This is a genomic window from Magnetospirillum sp. XM-1, from assembly GCF_001511835.1.
Lineage (GTDB): Bacteria > Pseudomonadota > Alphaproteobacteria > Rhodospirillales > Magnetospirillaceae > Phaeospirillum.
Window position 1 is genome coordinate 1,054,011 of sequence record NZ_LN997848.1, and the last position, 19,731, is coordinate 1,073,741.

The following is a 19,731-nucleotide window of genomic DNA, read 5'->3' on the forward strand; positions in this document are numbered from 1 at the left end:
GTTCCAGTTATAGCAATTTGCTATAGCTGAAAGTGCCCCCGGGGGGCTTGGTGGGCGGGCGCGATTTTGTCACCATGGCAAGGTCGAAAGCTGGGAGGCCCGACCGATGCAAACCTCGATCCCCTGCCTGTTCATGCGCGGCGGCACATCCCGTGGTCCGTTCTTTCTGGAAAGCGACCTGCCGGCGGACACGGCGCTCCGGGACAAGGTGCTGCTGGCGATCATGGGCTCGCCCCATGCGCGCCAGATCGACGGGTTGGGCGGCGGCCATCCCCTGACGTCGAAGGTGGGGATCGTGCGGCCCAGCATGGTGCCCGGCATCGATCTCGACTTCCTGTTCGCCCAGTTGCAGCCCGACAAGGACACGGTCGATACCACGCCCAATTGCGGCAACATGCTGGCCGCGGTGGTGCCCTTCGCGCTGGAACGTGGGCTGGCAGCACCCCAGGGCGAGACCACCACGCTGCGCGTACTCACGCTCAACACCGGCATGGCCTGCGACATCACCGTCCAGACCCCCGGCGGCCGGGTGGAATACGATGGCGACGCCCGCATCGACGGGGTGCCCGGCACGTCCGCGCCCATCGCCATCAACTTCCTCGATACCGCCGGTTCCGTCTGTTCCGGCCTGCTGCCCACCGGCTCGGTCAAGAACCTGATCGACGGCATCGAGGTCACCTGCATCGACAACGGCATGCCCATGGTGCTGTTCCGCGCCACGGAAGTGGGCCGTACCGGCGCCGAAAGCGTCGAATCCCTCAATGCCGACACCGAGCTCAAGACCCGCATCGAGGGGCTGCGTCTGCTGGCCGGCCACCTGATGGGCCTGGGCAACGTCGCCGAGAAGAATTACCCCAAGATGTGCCTGATCGCCCCGCCGAGTGCGGGTGGCGCGGTGGGAACCCGCTGCTTCATTCCCCATGTCTGTCATGACGCCATCGGCGTGCTGGCCGCCGTGACGGTGGCCACCGCCTGCGTGCTGGAGGGCAGCGTCGCCGACGGCCTGGCCAAGGTGCCCGACGGCGCGGCGAAGACCATCGCCGTCGAGCATCCCACCGGCGAGTTCAGCGTCGAGCTGGAGCTCGATCCGCAAGACCCGCAGAAGGTCGTCCGCGCCGCGCTTTTGCGCACCGCAAGGCTGCTCATGAAGGGCGAGGTGATGATCCCCGCCTCCGTCTGGGAAGGAAAACCCGCATGATCATCGACATTCACGGCCATTACACCACCGCGCCCAAGGCGCTGGAGGAATGGCGCAACCGCCAGATCGCCGGCCTCAAGGACTCGTCCCAGGCGCCCAAGGTCGCGGAACTTAAGATCAGCGACGATGATCTGCGCGAAACCATCGTCACCAACCAGCTGGCCAAGATGAAGGAGCGCGGTTCCGACCTCACCATCTTCTCGCCCAGGGCCAGTTTCATGGCGCACCATATCGGCGATTTCCAGACGTCGTCGACCTGGGCCGCTATCTGCAACGAGCTGTGCGCCCGTGTGGCCAAGCTGTTCCCCGACAATTTCATCGGCGCGGCCATGCTGCCGCAAAGTCCGGGCGTGGACCCCAAGACCTGCGTCCCAGAGATCGAGAAGTGCGTGAAGGAATACGGCTTCGTCGCCATCAACCTCAATCCCGATCCGTCGGGCGGGCACTGGACCTCGCCGCCGCTGTCCGACCGCCACTGGTACCCCATCTACGAGGCCATGGTGGAATACGGCCTGCCGGCCATGATCCACGTATCCACCTCGTGCAATGCCTGCTTCCACACCACGGGCGCCCATTACCTCAACGCCGATACCACGGCGTTCATGCAGTGCCTGACCTCGGATTTGTTCAAGGACTTCCCCGACCTCAAGTTCGTCATTCCGCACGGCGGCGGCGCGGTGCCCTATCACTGGGGCCGCTTCCGGGGCCTGGCGCAGGAGCTGAAGAAGCCCCTGCTGCGCGACCACCTGCTCAACAACATCTTCTTCGACACCTGCGTCTACCACCAGCCGGGCATCGACCTGCTGACCAAGGTGATCCCGGTGGACAACATCCTGTTCGCCTCCGAGATGATCGGCGCGGTCCGCGGTATCGATCCCGAGACCGGGCACTATTACGACGACACTAAGCGCTACATCGAGGCGACGCTGAACCTGTCGGCGGAAGACCGCTTCAAGGTCTACGAGGGCAATGCAAGGCGGGTCTATCCCCGTCTCGACGCGGCGCTCAAGGCAAAGGGGCTGTGAACCGACGAGCCGACGGCGAGGCGGCAAGCGCAAAGCGCGCCGCGGCTTATGCCGCGAAAGCCAAGCGAAGCGCCGGCGATTGAGGCAATGAAAGGAACGTACCCATGAACAACCTCGGCATCGTCAAGCGCAACATCGTCCGGGCCGACAAGGCGGCGGTGGAGAAACTGTCGAAATTCGGCGTCGCCACCATCCACGAAGCCATGGGCCGGGTCGGGCTGATGAAGCCTTATATGCGTCCCATCTACACCGGCGCGCATTTGTGCGGCACGGCGGTGACCGTGCTGCTGCATCCCGGTGACAACTGGATGATGCACGTGGTGGCCGAGCAGATTCAGCCCGGCGACGTGGTGGTCGCCGCCATCACCGCCGACTGCACCGACGGCTTCTTCGGCGATTTGCTGGCCACCTCGTTCCGGGCGCGTGGCGCCGTCGGTCTGGTGATCGACGCCGGGGTGAGGGACGTCAAGGACCTCACCGCCATGAACTTCCCCGTCTTCTCCAAGGCCATCAGCGCCAAGGGCACCATCAAGGCCACGCTGGGCTCGGTGAACATTCCGGTGGTCTGCGCCGGAGCAAGCGTCAATCCCGGCGACGTGGTGGTCGCCGACGACGACGGCGTGGTGGTGGTGCCTGCCGCCATCGCGCAACAGGCCGCCGACGCGGCCCAGGCCCGCGAGGACAACGAGGCGGCCAAGCGCCAGCGCCTGGCTTCCGGTGAACTGGGCCTCGACATGTACAAGATGCGCGAAGCCCTGGAAAAGGCGGGTCTCAAGTATGTCGACTGATCTTTCCATCGGCCTGATCGGCTATGGCGAGGTCGGCCGCATCCTCGCTGAGGATCTGCGGGCCCAGGGCATGCGTGTCCTGGCCTACGACATCAAGCTGAATGGTCCGGCCGGTGGTGAACTGGTGGAGCACGCCGCCCGCTTCGGGGTGGAACTGACCGGCGGCCATGCCGAACTGGCGGCCCTGTCCACCCTGGTGATCTCGGCGGTGACCGCGTCGCAGGCGGTGCCGGTGGCGGCGGCTTGCGCGCCGGGGATTCGGGCCGGGACGTGGTTCCTGGATTTCAACTCGGCCTCGCCCAAGGCCAAGATCGAGGCGGCGGGACTGGTCACTGCTGCTGGCGGTCGCTTCGTCGAAGGCGCGGTGATGACCTCGGTGCCGCCTTATCGCATCAAGGTGCCGCTGCTGCTGGGCGGTCCCGAGGCTGCGGGGCTGGAACTGCTGCTGAGCGGTCTGGGCTTCGCGCCCAAGGTGGCGTCGGACCGGTTGGGCGTGGCGTCCGCCACCAAGATGTGCCGGTCCGTGATGATCAAGGGCCTGGAGGCCATGGTGATCGAAAGCTTCACCACCGCCCGGGCCTATGGCGTCGAGGATGCGGTGATCGCTTCGCTGGAAGAGACCTTCCCCGCCATGGAGTGGGAAAAGCTGGGCGCCTATTTCTTCCAGCGGGTGATCCAACACGGCCGCCGCCGCGCCGAGGAAGTGCGTGAAGTGGCCCGCACGGTGCGCGAAGCCGGGCTCGACCCCTTTTCCGCCGCCGGCACCGCTGAGCGCCAGGCCTGGGTTGCCGATCTGGCCGACGAGGGCGTGTTCGGCCCCAAATCCGCCGCCGGCTTCGCGCGTTCGGGCGACTGGCGGATCGAAGCCGACCGCATCATCGCTTTTGAGAAGGACAAGTCATGACCTTCGAGAAGACCCCCGGCTGGCTCGACTGGTATGCCGGCCCCTCCAAGCCCGCCTTCACCCCGCCGCCGGGCGCTGTGGATGCCCATTGCCACGTCTTCGGCCCCGGCCACCTGTTTCCCTTCGCGCCCGAGCGCAAGTACACGCCGTGCGACGCGTCCAAGGATCAGCTGTTCAGCTTGCGCGACCATCTGGGCTTCGCCCGCAACGTGGTGGTCCAGGCCACCTGCCACGGCGCCGACAATCGCGCCATGGTCGACGCGCTGAAAGCCTCCCAGGGCAAGGCGCGCGGCATCGCCACGGTGAAGCGTTCCGTCACCGATGCCGAGCTGGCCGAGATGCACGAAGCCGGGGTGCGGGGAGTGCGCTTCAACTTCGTGAAGCGGCTGGTGGACTTCACGCCCAAGGACGAGCTGATGGAGATCGCGGCGCGCATCGCGCCGTTGGGCTGGCACGTGGTGATCTATTTCGAGGCGGTGGATTTGCCCGAGCTGTGGGATTTCTTCACGGCGCTGCCAACCACCGTCGTGGTTGACCACATGGGCCGCCCCGACGTGACCAAGCCGGTGGACGGGCCGGAATTCGAACTGTTCGTCAAGTTCATGCGCGACTACCCCAATGTGTGGAGCAAGGTCAGCTGTCCCGAGCGCCTGTCGGTGACCGGGCCCAAGGCCCTGGGGGGTCAGCGCGCCGCCTATGCCGACGTGGTGCCCTTTGCAAAGCGCATCGTCGAGACCTTCCCCGACCGGGTGCTGTGGGGTACCGACTGGCCCCATCCCAATCTCAAGGACCACATGCCCGACGACGGGCTGCTGGTGGACTTCATCCCCCATATCGCGCCCACGGCGGAGCTTCAGCGGAAGCTGCTGGTGGACAATCCCATGCGCCTTTACTGGCCGGAGGAGTGACCATGGCGCTCGACAAGCCCTATCTCGACATTCCCGGCACCACCATCTTCGACGCCGACCAGTCGCGCCGGGGCTATCACCTCAACCAGTTCTGCATGTCGCTGATGAGGCCTGAGAACCGCGCCCGCTTTTTGGCGGACGAGCGCGCCTATCTCGATCAATGGCCCATGACCGAGGAGCAGAAGCAGGCGGTGCTGGCCCGCGACCTCAACCGCTGTATCGCGGCGGGCGGCAACATCTACTTCCTGGCCAAGATCGGCGCCACCGACGGGAAGTCGTTCCAGCAGATGGCCGGCTCCATGACCGGCCTGAGCGAGGAGGAATACCGCGCCATGATGCTGGCCGGCGGGCGCTCCATCGAGGGCAACCGCAGCACCGCCGATCGGACCGGGGCGAAGCCGGGGCCGGGCAAGGCCCGCGTTACCGCCAGCGTCTACACCTCGCACGTGCCTGCCATCGGCGCGGCGCTGGACCTGGGCAAGGCGGGCGAGCCCTACTGGCAGCCCCTGTTCGCCGGCTATGAGCCCTCCAAGCAGTGGATGGCCGACAACACGCCCGACGTGATCGTCCTGGTCTACAACGACCACGCCACCGCTTTCAGCCTGGAGATGATCCCCACCTTCGCCATCTGTTGCGCGGCGGAGTTCCAGCCCGCCGACGAGGGCTGGGGGAAGCGCCCCGTTCCGGTGGTCCAGGGCCATCCCGAACTGGCCGCCCATATCGCCCAGTCGGTGATCCAGGACGATTTCGATCTTACCATCGTCAACAAGATGGATGTGGACCACGGCCTGACCGTGCCGCTGTCGCTGATGTTCGGCCAGCCCGAGTCCTGGCCCTGTCCGGTCATTCCCGTCGCCGTCAACGTGGTGCAGTACCCGGTGCCGTCGGGGCGGCGCTGCTTTGCCCTGGGCAAGGCCATCCGGAAGGCCATCGAGTCCTTCGACCGGCCCTTGAACGTGCAGGTCTGGGGCACCGGCGGCATGAGCCACCAGTTGCAGGGACCGCGTGCCGGACTGATCAACCGGGACTTCGACAACGCCTTCCTCGACCGTCTGATCAATGATCCGGAGGGTCAGGCCCAGGTGCCGCACATCGACTATGTGCGCGAGGCCGGGTCGGAAGGCATCGAGCTGGTCATGTGGCTGATCGCCCGCGGCGCCATGGCCCCAGGCAAGGCGCCCAAGCTCGTCCACCGTTTCTACCACGTGCCGGCCAGCAACACCGCCGTCGGCCATCTGATCCTGGAGAACCCATGAGCAAGCCCGTCAACATCGCCCTGGTCGGGGCCGGCGCCTTCGGCGTCAAGCATCTGGACGCGCTGAAAGTGATCGACGGCGCCAATGTCGTCTCGCTGGTCAGCCGGGCCGAAGACAAGCCCGAGGAGATCGCCGCCAAGTACGGCATCGCCCATGTGGCCCACGATCTGGCCGATGCCCTTGCCCTTCCGCAAGTGGACGCGGTCATCCTGACCACGCCGACCCAGCTGCATGCCTCCCAGGCCATGGCCTGCCTCAAGGCCGGCAAGCATGTGATGGTGGAAATCCCCCTGGCCGATTCCCTGGCCGACGCCGAGGCCGTGGTTGCGGCCCAGAAGAAGGCAGGCAAGGTCGCCATGTGCGGCCACACGCGGCGCTTCAACCCTTCCCACCAGTGGGTCCACAACAAGATCACCGGCGGTGAGTTCAACATCCAGCAGATGGATGTGCAGACCTACTTCTTCCGCCGCACCAACATCAATGCGCTGGGCCAGCCCCGCTGCTGGACCGACCATCTGCTGTGGCACCACGCCGCCCACACGGTGGACCTGTTCGCCTATCAGACGCAAGGCGAGATCGTCGCCGCCAATGCCGTCCAGGGTCCCATTCATCCGGAACTGGGCATCGCCATGGACATGTCGATCCAGTTGAAGAGCAGCACCGGGGCCATCTGCACCCTATCGCTGTCGTTCAACAACGACGGGCCGCTGGGCACCTTCTTCCGCTACATCGGCGACACGGGCACCTACATCGCCCGCTATGACGATCTGGTGGACGGCAAGGACAAGGTCGTCGACGTCACTAAGGTGGACGTCTCCATGAACGGCATCGAGCTGCAGGACCGCGAATTCCTGGCCGCCATCCGCGAGGGGCGCGAGCCCAACGCCTCCGTCGCCCGGGTGCTGCCCTGCTACCGCACGCTCCACGCCCTCGAGCAGCAGCTGAAGTAGGCCCATCATGGAACAGCGCCGCGTCGGCCCCTTCACCGTTTCCGCCCTGGCCCTTGGCTGCATGAATCTCAGCCATGCCTACGGCACGCCGCCCGCCAAGGAGGATGCGGTGGCGCTGCTGCATCGGGCGCTCGATTCCGGCGTGGATTTCTTCGACACGGCGGCGCTGTACGGCTTCGGCGCCAACGAAAGCCTGGTGGGGCCGGTGCTGGCCCCCCACCGCCACCGCATCACCCTGGCCAGTAAGTGCGGCATGTTCGGCGTGGACGGCAAGCGCGTCATCGACGGCAGCCCGGCCGCCATCCGCCGCACCTGCGAGGAGAGCCTCAAGCGCCTGGGGACCGAAATCATCGACCTCTATTACCTCCACCGCCTGGACCCCAAGGTGGATATCGAGGACAGCGTCGGGGCCATGGCCGAACTGGTGCGGCAAGGCAAGGTCCGTGCGCTGGGCCTGTCCGAGGTCTCGGCCGCCACCATCCACCGCGCTCATGCGGTCCATCCCATCGCGGCGGTGCAGAGCGAATACTCGCTGTGGACCCGCAATCCCGAGATCAAGGTGCTGGAGACCTGCCGCGAACTGGGTATCGCCTTCGTCGCCTTCAGTCCCCTGGCGCGCGCCTTCCTCACCGGAGCGCTCACCGACCCGGCGACGCAGTTGGAGGCCAAGGACATCCGCCGCCAGATGCCGCGCTTCGAGCCCGAACCCTACGCCGCCAATCTGCGTCTGCTGGACGGCTACAAGGCCATCGCGGCGGAAATGGGCTGCACCCCCGCCCAGCTGGCCCTGGCCTGGGTCCTGGCCAAGGGCGAGCATATCGTCGCCCTGTTCGGCACCAAATCCGCCGCCCATCTGGACGAGGACCTGGGCGCCGACGGCATTCGCCTGTCTGCGGACACCATCGCCCGGCTGGACCGGCTCATCAATCAGAACACCGTGACCGGGACCCGCTACAACGCGGCAACCCAGGCCGACATCGACACCGAAGAGTTCTAGAGAGGGAACCGAAACATGAGCACCAAGACGAAACGGGTGATCCCCGGAACGACCATCTTCGACGGGGATATGGCTCGCAAGGGTTATGCGCTCAACAAGATGTGCTACTCGTTCAATTCCGAACGCAACCGCCAGGACTTCCTGAAAGATCCGGCCGCCTATTGCGACAAGTTCAGCCTGAACGACGAGCAGAAGAAGGCGGTCCTCAGCCTGCAGGTCCTCGACATGCTGGCGGCGGGCGGCAACGCCTATTTCATCGCCAAGCTGGGCGGCATCTACAAGCTGGACATGCAGGACGTCGGCGCGCAGCAGACCGGCGTCACCAAGGAAGAATTCCAGGCGAAGCTGGTCGCCGCGGGGAGGGAATAGGAATGGCCAAGATCGTCGGCGGCATCAACGTCACCCATGTGCCCTATTTGGGCCGCGCCATCGCGGGCAACCTGCAGCAGGAGCCCTATTGGAAGCCCTTCTTCGACGGCTTCCCGCCGGTCCAGGCCTGGCTCGACAAGGTCAAGCCGGACGTGGCGGTGGTGGTCTACAACGACCACGGCCTGAACTTCTTCCTCGACAAGATGCCCACCTTCGCCATCGGCGCCGCCCCCGAGTACCACAACGCCGACGAGGGCTGGGGTATTCCCACCGTGGCCCCCTTCGCCGGAGACGTGGACCTGTCGTGGCATCTGGTCGACCAGCTGATCGAGGCGGAATTCGACCTCACCACCTGCCAGGAAATGCTGGTGGACCACGCCTTCACCCTGCCCATCGAAATGCTGTGGCCGGAGCGCGGGCCTAAGACCATCCGCACCGTGCCCATCTGCCAGAACACCGTGCAGTTCCCGCTGCCCAGCCCTAAGCGCTGCCTGGCCTTCGGCCGCGCCATCGGCAAGGCCATCGAGGCGTGGGATAGCGACGCCCGCGTGGTGGTGCTGGGCACCGGCGGACTGTCGCACCAGCTGGACGGCAAGCGGGCCGGCTTCATCAACAAGAAGTTCGACCTGGAATTCATGGACAAGCTGGTCACCGATCCCGACTGGATCAGCCAGTATTCCGTCCCCGACATCGTCGAGCTGACCGGCACCCAGGGCGTCGAGCTGCTCAACTGGGTCACCTGCCGCGGTGCGCTGGGCGACAAGGTCCGGACCGTCCACACCAACTACCACATCCCCATCTCCAACACCGCCGCCGGCCTGCTGGCCATGGAGACGGTGTAGAGGCTTGAATACCGGGCCCGCTCGCCAGAAAGCGGGCCCGGAAAAGGAGCGAACATGAGAGTCCAAGTCGCCATCATCGGGGCCGGTCCCTCCGGTCTCATCCTCGGCCAGCTGCTGGCCAAGGCCGGCATCGACGCCATCATCCTCGAGGCCCATACCGGCGAGTACGTGCTGGGCCGCATCCGGGCCGGCGTGCTGGAGCAGGTCTGCGTCGACCTCCTGGACGAGGCCGGGGTGGGGGGGCGCATGCATGCGCAAGGCCTGCCCCACCACGGCATCGAGCTGCTGATCGGGGCTAAGCGTCACCGCATCGACCTGCACGGACTGACCGGCGGCAAGGAGGTGATGATCTACGGCCAGACCGAGCTGACCCGCGACCTGATGGACGCCCGGGCGGCGGCTGGATTGAAGACCGTCTACGAGGCCAAGGAGGTGGCGGTCCACGATTTCGACACCGACCGGCCCCGCGTCACCTACCTCAAGGACGGGGTGCGCCACGAGATCGAATGCGACTTCATCGCCGGCTGCGACGGCTTCCACGGCGTGTGCCGCGCCTCGGTGCCCAAGGGCTCCATCCGCAATTTCGAGCGGGTCTATCCCTTCGGCTGGCTGGGCCTGCTGTCGGACACGCCACCGGTGTGCGACGAACTGATCTACGCCAAGAGCGAGCGGGGCTTTGCGCTGTGCTCCATGCGCTCCAAGACCCGGTCGCGCTATTACGTCCAGGTGCCGCTATCCGAGAAGGTGGAGGACTGGTCCGACGAGCGGTTCTGGGACGAGCTGCGCGCGCGTCTCGACGACGAGGCCCGCGCCAATCTGGTCACCGGCCCGTCGCTCGAAAAAAGCATCGCGCCGCTTCGGAGCTTCGTGGCCGAGCCCATGCGCTTCGGCCGCATGTTCCTGGCCGGCGACGCCGCCCACATCGTGCCGCCCACCGGGGCCAAGGGCCTCAATCTGGCGGCCTCGGACGTGCGCTATCTCGGTCACGCCCTGATCGAGTATTACGGCGGCTCGAACGAAGGCATCGACCGCTATTCCGAGCGCTGTCTGCGCCGGGTATGGAAGGCCGAGCGCTTCTCGTGGTGGATGACCAACCTTCTGCACAAATTCCCCGACACGCCGCCCTTCGAGCAGCGGGCGCTGGAGGCCGAGCTGGACTACGTCGTCCACTCCCTGGCCGGGCGTACCACCCTGGCGGAAAACTACGTGGGATTGCCCTTCGAGGACTGATCCCCGCTCCAGACAAGCAGTGACGTCAAGGGCCCATTACGAGGCCCGACGCCCCCCTCTTGCCCGAAATCGGGCCGAAAACCGGATGGAAGCCAAGGAATGACCCAGAGCAACACACTGAATATCCAGACTTTTCTAAACGAGAGCCGCTTCTCGCCCTATCAGTGGACGGTTTTCGCGCTGTGCTTCTTCGTGGTGCTGCTCGACGGCTTCGACACGGCGGCCATCGGCTATATCGCGCCCTCCCTGCTCAAGGAATGGGGCATCAGCAAGCCGGCACTGGGCCCGGTGCTGTCGGCCGCCCTGTTCGGTCTGGCGGCCGGTGCCCTGTCGGCCGGGCCGCTGGCCGACCGCTTCGGCCGCCGGCTGGTGCTGACCGCCTCGACCCTGCTGTTCGCCCTGGCCAGCTTCGCCTGCGCCTATGCCGGCAGTCTGGACGAGTTGACGGTCATGCGCTTCGTCACCGGCATCGGCCTGGGTGCGGCCATGCCCAACGCCGTCACCCTGATCAGCGAATACTGCCCCGACCATCGCCGCTCGCTGATCACCAACGCCATGTTCGCGGGCTTTCCCCTGGGCGCCGCCCTGGGCGGCTTCCTTGCCGCCTGGATGATTCCGCAATGGGGCTGGCGCTCGGTGCTGGTGCTGGGTGGCGTCGCGCCCCTGGCCCTGGTGGCGCTGATGGCCGTTTCCTTGCCGGAATCCATCCGCTACATGGTGGCCCGCAAGCAGCCGGCCGAGCGCATCACCAAGGTGCTGGCCCGCATCTCGGCCTCTGCCGCCGGGGCCCGCGACTTCGTCCTGGTCGAAGCGGCGCCCAAGGCGGCGGCCACGGCCAAGACCGGGCTGGGCCTGGTGCTGTCCAAGAGCTATCTGGTGGGCTCGGTGATGATGTGGCTGGCCTATTTCATGGGGCTGGTGATCTTCTACGGCCTGATCAACTGGATGCCGCTGCTCTTGAAGGATGCCGGCCTGGACCCCAAGACCGCCACCCTGATCTCGGCCCTGTTCCCCCTGGGCGGCGTCGGCGCCATCTTCTTCGGCTGGCTGATGGACCGCGCCAACGGCAACAAGGTGATCGCCGCCGGCTACGTGGCCACCGCGCTGTTCATCTTCGCCATCGGCCAGGCGGTGGGCAATGTGGGCGTCCTGGTGGTCCTGGTCCTGGTGGCGGGCACCTTGATGAACACCGCCCAGTCCTCCATGCCGGCGCTCGCCGCCGGCTTCTACCCCACCTCGGGGCGCGCCACCGGGGTGGCCTGGATGCTGGGCATGGGCCGCTTCGGCGGCATCGTCGGCTCCATGCTGGTGGCCGAGCTGTCGCGGCGTCAGCTGGGATTCGCCGAGATGTTCACCATCATCGCCATTCCCGGCCTGATCGCGGCGGGCGGGCTGCTCGTCAAGCAGATGGCCCATCCCGAGACCCCGGCCGAGCACGACGCCACGGTGGGCGAGGCCCACGAGCATGCCCAGGAGGCCCGGCTGGGCGGGCATTGATAATGGAAAGGGGCGCCTGCAGCAGCGGGCGCCCTTACTCCGCCAGTTTCTTGTCCCGCTCGAAGCGGACGCGGACGTCGATGCCGCGCCGGGTCAGCAGGGAATGCAGCGCCAGGGTGACCATGACGCCCAGCCAGGCCCCGGCCACCACGTCCGACAGGAAATGCACGGTGGTCAGCACCCGCGAGAGCGCCACCAGCAGCGCCACGGTGAGAAAGGCCAGGTCGTAGCGCGGGAAGATCAGGGCCAGCGCCGTCATGGCGGCGAAGATGGCCTGGGAGTGGCCCGACGGGAACGAATTGGTGAGATAGCCCCGGGTCAGCGGCACGAAGTCGTAGACGTTGCTGTCGAACAGCATGGCCGGGCGGGTGCGGCCCACCAGCACCTTGATGATGTTGCCCGCGATGCCCGACGCCGCCATGGCAAGGAACAGGAAGCCGGGAACCCACGCGGCGCGGCGCAGGCGGTCGCGCTTTTCGCCAACCGGTGCGGCCAGCATGGACAGGATTAGGCCCAGCGTCAGGATGCCGGCGGGAAACAGCCACACCCCGCCCAGGCCCAGATGGGTGACGGTCTTCCAGAAACCCTCGAACTCGCCGGTCACCCGGGCCTTGAGAAAGCGGGCCAGCGGCCGGTCGAGGAGAAAATAGCCGATCACCACCACCAGGGCGCAGTAGATGGTGCCCCAGGTCCGGGGGCGGCGGACCGTGCGTTCCCACTGTCCGGCGGTGAACGAACGGAAGCCGGTCAGTTCCTCCCAGACCAGGGCGACGCGGTCGCCACCCTTCTCCCATTGGCGGACGATGACATCCAGGGCCCTCATGGCACGCTTCCCTCCACGGCATAGGCGGTGAGCGTCACCTTCTTGCCGCGGGAATAGTTGAAGCCCTTGACCACGCCCACCACCACCGGCTTGACGCCGATGCGGGCGGCGGCGGCATAGAACTTCTCCTCCTCGCGGTCGGACACCAGGGTGAGCGCCGCCGGGCCGTTGGTCAGGTGCTGGGCGGCGGCCTCGCCGCTGGTCAGCACCGTGTCGGTGCCGAGATAGAACACCAGGCTGGGCTCGGCATAGCCGGCCACCACCACCGCGCCGCGATGGGGGCGCTCGGCCACCAGTTCGGCGGCCTGGCGGCTGACGAACAGATAGTCGAGGCCGGGCAGCACCCCTTCGAACACCACCTGGAAGCTGGTCACCGCGGTGAGCACCAGGGCCATCACCGCCGGGCGCATCCGCTCCCTGAAGGCCAGCCAGCCGGCGGCCAGCGCCGTGCCGGCCACCAGCAGGGCCGACGGAATGCTCATCACCGGGAAGGAAATGGCGAATTGCTGCGGCGCGACCACCACGGCCGCCGCCAGCACCAGCCCGATCAGGCACCAGATTCCGTACCAGACCTTCGCCGGCCGGGAAAGCAGATCGGGGGCGCGTCCCACCACGGCGACGGCCATCAGCAGCGCCAAAGCGGGGAAGGTGGGCAGCACGTAATGGGGCAGCTTGGTGGGCACGATCTCGAACATCACCCAGGCGGGAATGATCCAGGCCAGGCAGAAGCGGATCTCGGGGCGCAGGCGCACCTTCCACGCCGCCGTGAGCGAGGGCCACAGCAACAGCGAGCCCGGCCACAGGATCACCGCCGCCAAAGCGAGATAGGTGCCGGGCCAGCCGCCGTGGCTTTCCTGGGCGCCCAGCAGCTTGGGCAGCAGGTCGCCCTTGACCGCCTCGCCGACGAAGGCGCCGCCGGTGGCGTTGGAGATGGCCACGAACCAGGGCGCGGCGATGGAGGAAGCGACGATCAGCCCGGTGAAGGGGCGAAGCCCCACCAGCCAGGCCCATTGCTTGTCGGCGAAGCCCAGCGCCAGGATGGTCAGGATGGAGATGGCCGGAATCACCGGCCCCTTGATCAGGATCGAGGCGCCGATGGCCACCCAGAACACCAGCGCCACCAGTGGCCCGGGCACCGCCGCGGTGCCCCTGGCGCCGAGATAGATGCGGGCCAGGGCTCCTTGCGCCGCCACGGCCGTCGCCAGCATGATGGCGTCGGTCTTGGCCTGATGGGCCTCGGACACCAAAATCAGCGACGAGGCCAGCAGGGCGGCGCCCAGCAGCGCCACCTGGCGGCCGAACAGGTATTGCCCGAAGGCGAAGGTCATCAGCACCGCCGCCCAGGCCGACAGGGCGGACGGCAGGCGATAGGGCCACACCGCCTTGCTGGCCTTGTCCGAGAACAGGCTGACCGAGGCGGCCTGCAGCCAATAGGCCCCCACCGGCTTCTTGGCGCGCATCTCCTGCTGGAACTGGATGCGGACGTAATCGCCGGTCTCCAGCATCTGGCGGGTGGCCTGGATGAAGCGGGATTCGTCGCGGTCCATGGGCGGCAGCGCCACCAGACCCGGCAGATAGAGGAACACAGACAACAGCGACAGCAGGAGATAGGGGCGGATACCGCCGGTCAGTCGTTCCACGATGGGGCGATCCGTGCAGACTTTAAAGACCCGGCATCAACAGCATGAAGCGGCCCACTGGGTCAAGGGGCGCTATTCCGCCGCCGCCCGCCACACTCCGGTCTCGAAGGGCCGCAGGTTGTCGAGGAACTGCCGGGTGCAGGCCTCCCACGAGAAGGTCAGGGCATGGGCGCGGCACAGGGCGGGGTCGATGGACATGGCCCTTTGGGCCGCGTTCTCCAGGTCCTCGTCCAGCACGCCGGCGGGTGAATCGCCGATCACGTCGTTGGGGCCGGGCACCGGATAGGCCGCCACCGGCAGGCCCGAGGCCAGGGCTTCCAGCAGCACCAGCCCGAAGGTGTCGGTGCGGCTGGGAAAGACGAAAACGTCGGCGGCGGCGTAGTGGCGGGCCAGGTCCTCGGCCATCCGCGCGCCTGCGAAATGAACCTCGGGAAAGCGGCGCTTCATCTCGTCCATCTGCGGCCCGTCACCCACCACCGCCTTGGAGCCGGGCAGGTCGAGGGAAAGGAACGCCTCGATGTTCTTCTCCACCGCCACCCGCCCGACATAGAGGAAGACGGGCCGCGCCAGATGGGCGAAGGGGCCGTCCTCGCCCCGGGCTTCGGGGCGGGGGCGGAACAGCTCGGTATCGACGCCCCGCGACCAGCGGCCGATATTCTTGAAGCCGCGCGCCGCCAGTTCGTTCTCGATGCCCTGGGTCGCCACCATGACGCGGGACGAGGAATTGTGGAACCGGCGCATCACCGCGTAGGAAAGCGGCAGCGGCACGCCGAAGCGGGCCTTGATGTATTCGGGAAACTTGGTGTGGTAGGCGGTGGTGAAGGGGACGCCCTTCCTGCGGCACCAGCGCCGGGCCGCCCAGCCCAGCGGCCCTTCGGTGGCGACATGGATGGCGCAGGGCTGCGCCGCCTCGATCATGGCGCCCAGCTTGGCTCCGGGCTTCAGGGCCAGACGGATCTCGGGATATGTGGGGCAGGCCACGGTGCGGAACTTCTCGGGGGTGACCATCACCACCTCGTGGCCGTCGCGCTCCAGCTCGCGCCTTAGGGTGTCGAGGGTTCGGACGACGCCGTTGACCTGAGGGAGCCAGGCATCCGTGACGACGAGTATGCGCATGTGTTTCCCTCGACCTCCAGCCAGCGGATGATTTCCAGGGCGCCGTCGAAGCCTTCCGCCAGCGCGGTGCAGCTTTCGACCCAGTCGCCGTCGTTGCAGTAGAGGATGCCGTTGACGTCGCGCTTCTCGGCGTGGTGGATGTGGCCGCACACCACGCCGTCGGCGCCATGGCGGCGCGCCTCGTCGGCCATGGCGTCCTCGAAGCTGGCGATGTACTGCACCGCGTTCTTGACCTTGTGCTTCAGGTAGGCCGACAGCGACCAGTAGGGAAAGCCCAGCGCGCGCCGCGCCACGTTCAGCCAGTGGTTCAGAGCCAGCGCCAGGGTGTAGGCGGAATCGCCCAGATGGGCCAGCCACTTGGCGTGCTTGACCACCCCGTCGAAGGCGTCGCCGTGCAGCACCAGCAGCCGCCTGCCGTCGGCGGTCTCGTGCAGGATGGTGGTGGCGACCGAGATGTCGCCGAACAGCAGGCCGTGATAGTCGCGGGCGAATTCGTCGTGGTTGCCGGGCACGAACACCACGCGGGTGCCCTTGCGCGCCTTGCGCAGCAGCTTTTGCACCACGTCGTTGTGGCTTTGCGGCCAGTACCACGAACGCCGCAGCCGCCAGCCGTCGATGATGTCGCCGACCAGATAGAGCGTCTCGCTCTCGGTGCTTTTCAGGAAGTCCAGCAGGTCGTCGGCCTTGCAGCCGCGGGTGCCCAGATGAATGTCGGAAATCCAGATGGTCCTGTAACGCCTCTTGCTGTCGAGACTGGCGTTCATCGGGCAAGCATCCGATATCAATTCAGAACGATATTGATGACTCTCATAGCTCAAATATTTTTAATGTTCACATGCATTATGGTTACGGTTTGTTATTTCATTGAACTGAAGTCTATCCGTAATAAATATTTCATCATGCTTTTTCTGGCTTCGCGCTATACACGGCGTCCATGACCGTCGATCAATCCGCCAGCCTGGTCGTTCCCGAGACGCAATCCGCCGTGGCGCCGCGCCGGGTGCTGGTGATTCACAATCCCACCGCCGGCCGCCGCCGCCGCCGCCAACTGGAACTGGTGGTGAGCGCTCTCGAGGCCTTGGGCGGGCGGGTGGCGCGGCGCGAGACGGCGCGGCGCGGCGACGCCGAGGATTTCGCCGCCCTGGCCAGCCCGGACGAGTTCGACGCGGTGATCGCGGCGGGCGGCGACGGCACTGTCAACGAGGTCCTGAACGGCCTGGGGGCGGGGCCGGGCGGTCTGGCGCTTGGCGTGATTCCGTTGGGCACCGCCAATGTGCTGGCCTGCGAGATCGGGCTCGACCCCGACGACGTGGAGCAGGTGGCGCGCACCGTGGCCTTCGGCGTCGCCCGGCGCATCCATGTGGGCCAGGCCAACCGGCGGCGTTTCCTGCTGATGGCCGGCGCCGGCCTCGACGCCCATGTGGTGGCGGGGGTGAGCACCGTCTTGAAGCGCCGGGCGGGCAAGCTGGCCTATGTGGTGGAAAGCCTGCGCCAGGCGGTGGGCTACGATTTCCCCAAGCTGACCATCCGCGCCGATGGGGTGGAATACGAGGCCCGCATGGTGGTGGCCTGCAAGGGCCGCTTCTACGGCGGGCCGTTCATCGCCGCCCCCGACGCCGATCTGGCCGCCCCCAAGCTGGAATTGTGCATCCTGCCCAATCCGGGCATGGCGGGCATGCTGCGCTACGGGCTGGCCCTGCCGCTGGGCAAGCTGCCCGGCCTGCCCGAGGTCCGGGTGGTGTCGGCCCGCAACATCCTGATCACCGGTCCGCGCGGCGCGCCGGTCCAGGGCGACGGCGACATCGTCGCCCGCCTGCCCGCCGAAATCTCCATCGCCGACCAGACGGTGGACCTGATCTGTCCCTGAATGCGGGCGGGACGCCCGCGCTCCGGGGCGCGACATCCCAAACCATGGAGCGCGGGCGTCCCGCCCGCACCGATCCCCTAATCCTCCAGGTCGTCCTGCTCGACGGCGTGGCGGCGCGCTTCCGCCTGGGAATGCTGGGTGGCGAACTCGCCCGCCGTGTCGAGCACCAGGATGGCCCCGGCGAGGCGCCCCCAGGCGGCGGTCTGCTCCGGCGTGCGGGGGCGAAGCTGGGACCGCAGGTCCACCAGCAGCCGCATCAGCGTCCTTCCCGGCATCAGGGCGATGGGCACGTCGGGCAGGGCGGAAATTCCAAAGGCCGCCTGCACCGCTTCCAGCCCGGCGCGGATGTAGTCCTGGTCGCTCTGGTCCAGTGGCAGGATGTGGTTGGGCGTCTTGCGCACCAGCCTTTCGCCGGCGAGATCGGTGGGACGGGACGTGGACATGGACTTCTTCGGAGCAATGGGGGTGATGCGGCCTCGCTTCCTTCCAATATATGGTGCGCGAGGCAACGGGGAAAGACGGGGATGGAAGAACCTTTAGACCGCATCGCCGCCTACCATGCGCGCACCAAGCATTCCAGCCGGCGCTACGCCCGCGGCCCCGGCTTCCTCGACTGGGAGACCCAGCCCGACCCCTTCCGCGCCTTCGCAGGCGCAAGGTGCGTGGGCCTGCCGCTCCGCCTCGATGCCGAAACGCCGCCCTTCGGCCGGCTGGAGGGGCATGACCCCGCGCCGCTGGACGCCCAAGGGCTGGGGCTGTTCCTGGAACTGGCGCTGGGACTGTCGGCCTGGAAGGAAGTGGGAGAGGCCCGCTGGGCGCTGCGCAATAATCCCAGCAGCGGCAACCTGCATCCCACCGAGGGGTGGGTGATCCTGCCTCCCCTGGATGGTATCGGCGCCGGGCCGGGGCTTTATCACTACGCCCCGTTCCATCATGGGCTGGAGGAGCGTTGCCGCCTGGATCGCCTGCCCGCCGATCTGCCGGATGGCGCCTTCCTGTTCGCCCTGTCCTCCATTCCCTGGCGGGAATCGTGGAAGTACGGCGAGCGCGCCTTCCGCTACTGCCAGCACGATTGCGGCCACGCCTTGGCCGCCGCCGCCTATGCCGCCGCCTGCCTGGGCTGGCACATCCGCGTGCTCACCGCGCCCGGCGATGAGCAATTGGCGGCCCTGTTGGGTCTGGACCGCCCGGACTCCTGCGCCCGCTTCGAGCCCGAACATCCCGATTTGATCGCCGTGGTCTCGCCCGCTCCGCTGCCCGAACCCGCGCTTCCACCAGTGACGGGGGAATGGGTCGGCGAGGCCAATACCCTTTCCCCCGACCATGTGGTGTGGGAGGTGATCGGCCAGGCCTTGGCGCTTACCGAGAAGCCATCCACCGCGCCCGTTCTCCCGCCGCCCTCGATCGCCATTCCGCCTTTGGCCGCCAGCCTGGAACCCGCCGCCGCGATCATCCGGCGGCGACGCAGCGCCCAGGCCATGGACGGCGTGACCGGCATGGGCCGCGACGCCTTTCTCCGTCTGCTGGGCGCCACCCTGCCCGACCAGGACAAGGTGCCGTGGCGGTCCTGGCCGTGGCCGGCCCGGGTGGGCCTGATGCTGTTCGTCCATCGGGTGGAGGGCTTGAGCCCCGGCCTCTACGCCCTGGTGCGCGACGGGCAAGCGCTGGACCGGTTGCGGGCCGACTGCAATCCCCGATTCGCCTGGGAGCGGGCGGCGGCCGAGGTGCCGCTCTATAATCTGGCCGAGGGCGATCTCACCTGGGACGCCACCCAGGTGTCGTGCGCCCAGGATATCGCCGGGCGCGGCGCCTTCTCGCTGGGCATGCTGGCTGATTTCGACCGCACCCTGGCCGAGGACGGCGAATGGGCCTATCGCCGCCTGTTCTGGGAGGCGGGCCTGATCGGCCAGGTGCTCTACCTGGAAGCCACCGCGGCCGGACTGTCGGGCACCGGCATCGGCTGCTACCACGACGACGAGGTCCACGACCTGCTCGGCCTTCCCCCCGGCGGCGGTCCCTGGCAGTCGCTCTACCACTTCACGGTGGGCGGCGCGGTGGAGGATGGGCGCATCGCCACCCGTCCGGCCTATGGCCATCTCAGTCCGGCTGGTTCTCCGTCCTGACCCAATCTCCCCCGCCCAGTTGGGTGCGCATCCGGGCGGCGTCCTCGCAATCGGTGACGAAGGCCAGGATGGCCGAGAGGGCGCATTGGGCCGGGTCGCGGCCCAGCTGGCGGGCGGCGGTGTAAAGGCGGGACGCCAGATCGGGGTCAAGCTCGATACGCATGAGGGGGCTCCAACCTAATCCCCTTGATTCTTGCA

General features: G+C 67.2%; 20 protein-coding genes. 14 read left to right on the forward strand and 6 right to left on the reverse strand.

The features are described from left to right. The first annotated feature begins 106 nt into the window (after positions 1-106). The 12 genes from XM1_RS05015 to XM1_RS05070 all read left to right on the forward strand — a co-directional run bounded on the left by XM1_RS05015 (position 107) and on the right by XM1_RS05070 (position 11,964). Positions 107-1,198: a 4-oxalomesaconate tautomerase gene (locus XM1_RS05015; RefSeq protein ID WP_068430698.1), complete on the forward strand. Its 1,092-nt coding sequence runs from the start codon at positions 107-109 to the stop codon at positions 1,196-1,198. Further along, entirely contained in the window at positions 1,195-2,223 is a 1,029-nt protein-coding gene (locus tag XM1_RS05020) for an amidohydrolase family protein (protein ID WP_068430701.1), read from the forward strand. The genes XM1_RS05015 and XM1_RS05020 overlap by 4 nt, the downstream gene beginning before the upstream one ends. 104 nt (positions 2,224-2,327) lie before the next feature. Further along, entirely contained in the window at positions 2,328-3,011 is a 684-nt protein-coding gene (gene ligK / locus XM1_RS05025; RefSeq protein ID WP_068430704.1) for a 4-carboxy-4-hydroxy-2-oxoadipate aldolase/oxaloacetate decarboxylase, read from the forward strand. Continuing rightward, on the forward strand, positions 3,001-3,915 hold the full coding sequence (locus XM1_RS05030) for an NAD(P)-dependent oxidoreductase (RefSeq protein ID WP_068430708.1): 915 nt from the start codon (positions 3,001-3,003) through the stop codon (positions 3,913-3,915). Before ligK ends, XM1_RS05030 begins: the two co-directional genes overlap by 11 nt. After that, positions 3,912-4,823 (forward strand): amidohydrolase family protein, encoded by a 912-nt coding sequence (locus tag XM1_RS05035; RefSeq protein WP_068430712.1) that lies wholly within the window; start codon positions 3,912-3,914, stop codon positions 4,821-4,823. Before XM1_RS05030 ends, XM1_RS05035 begins: the two co-directional genes overlap by 4 nt. A gap of 2 nt (positions 4,824-4,825) precedes the next feature. Beyond that, positions 4,826-6,079, forward strand: a complete 1,254-nt coding sequence (gene ligA, locus XM1_RS05040) for a protocatechuate 4,5-dioxygenase subunit alpha (RefSeq protein ID WP_068430715.1) — start codon at positions 4,826-4,828, stop codon at positions 6,077-6,079. After that, positions 6,076-7,029 carry a Gfo/Idh/MocA family oxidoreductase gene (locus tag XM1_RS05045; protein WP_068430718.1) on the forward strand — a complete coding sequence of 318 codons (954 nt, stop codon included), beginning with the start codon at positions 6,076-6,078 and terminating at the stop codon, positions 7,027-7,029. The genes ligA and XM1_RS05045 overlap by 4 nt, the downstream gene beginning before the upstream one ends. A 7-nt stretch (positions 7,030-7,036) precedes the next feature. Continuing rightward, complete coding sequence (locus XM1_RS05050) at positions 7,037-8,026, forward strand: aldo/keto reductase (protein ID WP_068430722.1); 990 nt, start codon at positions 7,037-7,039, stop codon at positions 8,024-8,026. Between the two features lie 15 nt (positions 8,027-8,041). Continuing rightward, positions 8,042-8,395, forward strand: coding sequence for a protocatechuate 4,5-dioxygenase subunit alpha (locus XM1_RS05055; RefSeq protein WP_068430725.1), 354 nt, complete (start codon positions 8,042-8,044; stop codon positions 8,393-8,395). A gap of 2 nt (positions 8,396-8,397) precedes the next feature. Beyond that, positions 8,398-9,237 carry a class III extradiol dioxygenase family protein gene (locus XM1_RS05060; protein WP_068430727.1) on the forward strand — a complete coding sequence of 280 codons (840 nt, stop codon included), beginning with the start codon at positions 8,398-8,400 and terminating at the stop codon, positions 9,235-9,237. Positions 9,238-9,291: 54 nt separating this feature from the next. After that, positions 9,292-10,467 (forward strand): 4-hydroxybenzoate 3-monooxygenase, encoded by a 1,176-nt coding sequence (gene pobA, locus XM1_RS05065; protein ID WP_068430730.1) that lies wholly within the window; start codon positions 9,292-9,294, stop codon positions 10,465-10,467. 99 nt (positions 10,468-10,566) lie between these two features. Continuing rightward, positions 10,567-11,964: an MFS transporter gene (locus XM1_RS05070; protein WP_068430733.1), complete on the forward strand. Its 1,398-nt coding sequence runs from the start codon at positions 10,567-10,569 to the stop codon at positions 11,962-11,964. A gap of 34 nt (positions 11,965-11,998) precedes the next feature. On the opposite strand, the gene XM1_RS05075 is transcribed toward XM1_RS05070, so the two are convergent. From XM1_RS05075 to XM1_RS05090, 4 genes are all read right to left on the reverse strand, one after another. After that, positions 11,999-12,787: a phosphatase PAP2 family protein gene (locus tag XM1_RS05075; protein ID WP_068430736.1), complete on the reverse strand. Its 789-nt coding sequence runs from the start codon at positions 12,785-12,787 to the stop codon at positions 11,999-12,001. Further along, entirely contained in the window at positions 12,784-14,427 is a 1,644-nt protein-coding gene (locus XM1_RS05080; protein WP_068430738.1) for a glycosyltransferase family 39 protein, read from the reverse strand. Before XM1_RS05080 ends, XM1_RS05075 begins: the two co-directional genes overlap by 4 nt. A 72-nt stretch (positions 14,428-14,499) precedes the next feature. Next, a complete protein-coding gene (locus tag XM1_RS05085; protein WP_068430741.1) occupies positions 14,500-15,543 on the reverse strand; it encodes a glycosyltransferase family 1 protein in 1,044 nt (347 codons plus the stop codon). Further along, positions 15,471-16,307, reverse strand: a complete 837-nt coding sequence (locus XM1_RS05090; protein ID WP_068430744.1) for a UDP-2,3-diacylglucosamine diphosphatase — start codon at positions 16,305-16,307, stop codon at positions 15,471-15,473. The genes XM1_RS05085 and XM1_RS05090 overlap by 73 nt, the downstream gene beginning before the upstream one ends. A 170-nt stretch (positions 16,308-16,477) precedes the next feature. Between XM1_RS05090 and XM1_RS05095 the strand changes: the two genes are divergently transcribed. Continuing rightward, on the forward strand, positions 16,478-17,410 hold the full coding sequence (locus tag XM1_RS05095) for a diacylglycerol kinase family protein (RefSeq protein ID WP_068430747.1): 933 nt from the start codon (positions 16,478-16,480) through the stop codon (positions 17,408-17,410). Positions 17,411-17,487: 77 nt separating this feature from the next. On the opposite strand, the gene XM1_RS05100 is transcribed toward XM1_RS05095, so the two are convergent. After that, a complete protein-coding gene (locus XM1_RS05100) occupies positions 17,488-17,853 on the reverse strand; it encodes a hypothetical protein (RefSeq protein ID WP_068430750.1) in 366 nt (121 codons plus the stop codon). A gap of 81 nt (positions 17,854-17,934) precedes the next feature. On the opposite strand from XM1_RS05100, the gene XM1_RS05105 reads away from it, so the two are divergent. Then, positions 17,935-19,533: a SagB/ThcOx family dehydrogenase gene (locus XM1_RS05105; RefSeq protein ID WP_068430752.1), complete on the forward strand. Its 1,599-nt coding sequence runs from the start codon at positions 17,935-17,937 to the stop codon at positions 19,531-19,533. On the opposite strand, the gene XM1_RS05110 is transcribed toward XM1_RS05105, so the two are convergent. Continuing rightward, a complete protein-coding gene (locus XM1_RS05110) occupies positions 19,508-19,696 on the reverse strand; it encodes a hypothetical protein (protein WP_068430755.1) in 189 nt (62 codons plus the stop codon). The two genes, XM1_RS05105 and XM1_RS05110, sit on opposite strands and share 26 nt — an antisense overlap. Positions 19,697-19,731 lie beyond the last annotated feature (35 nt).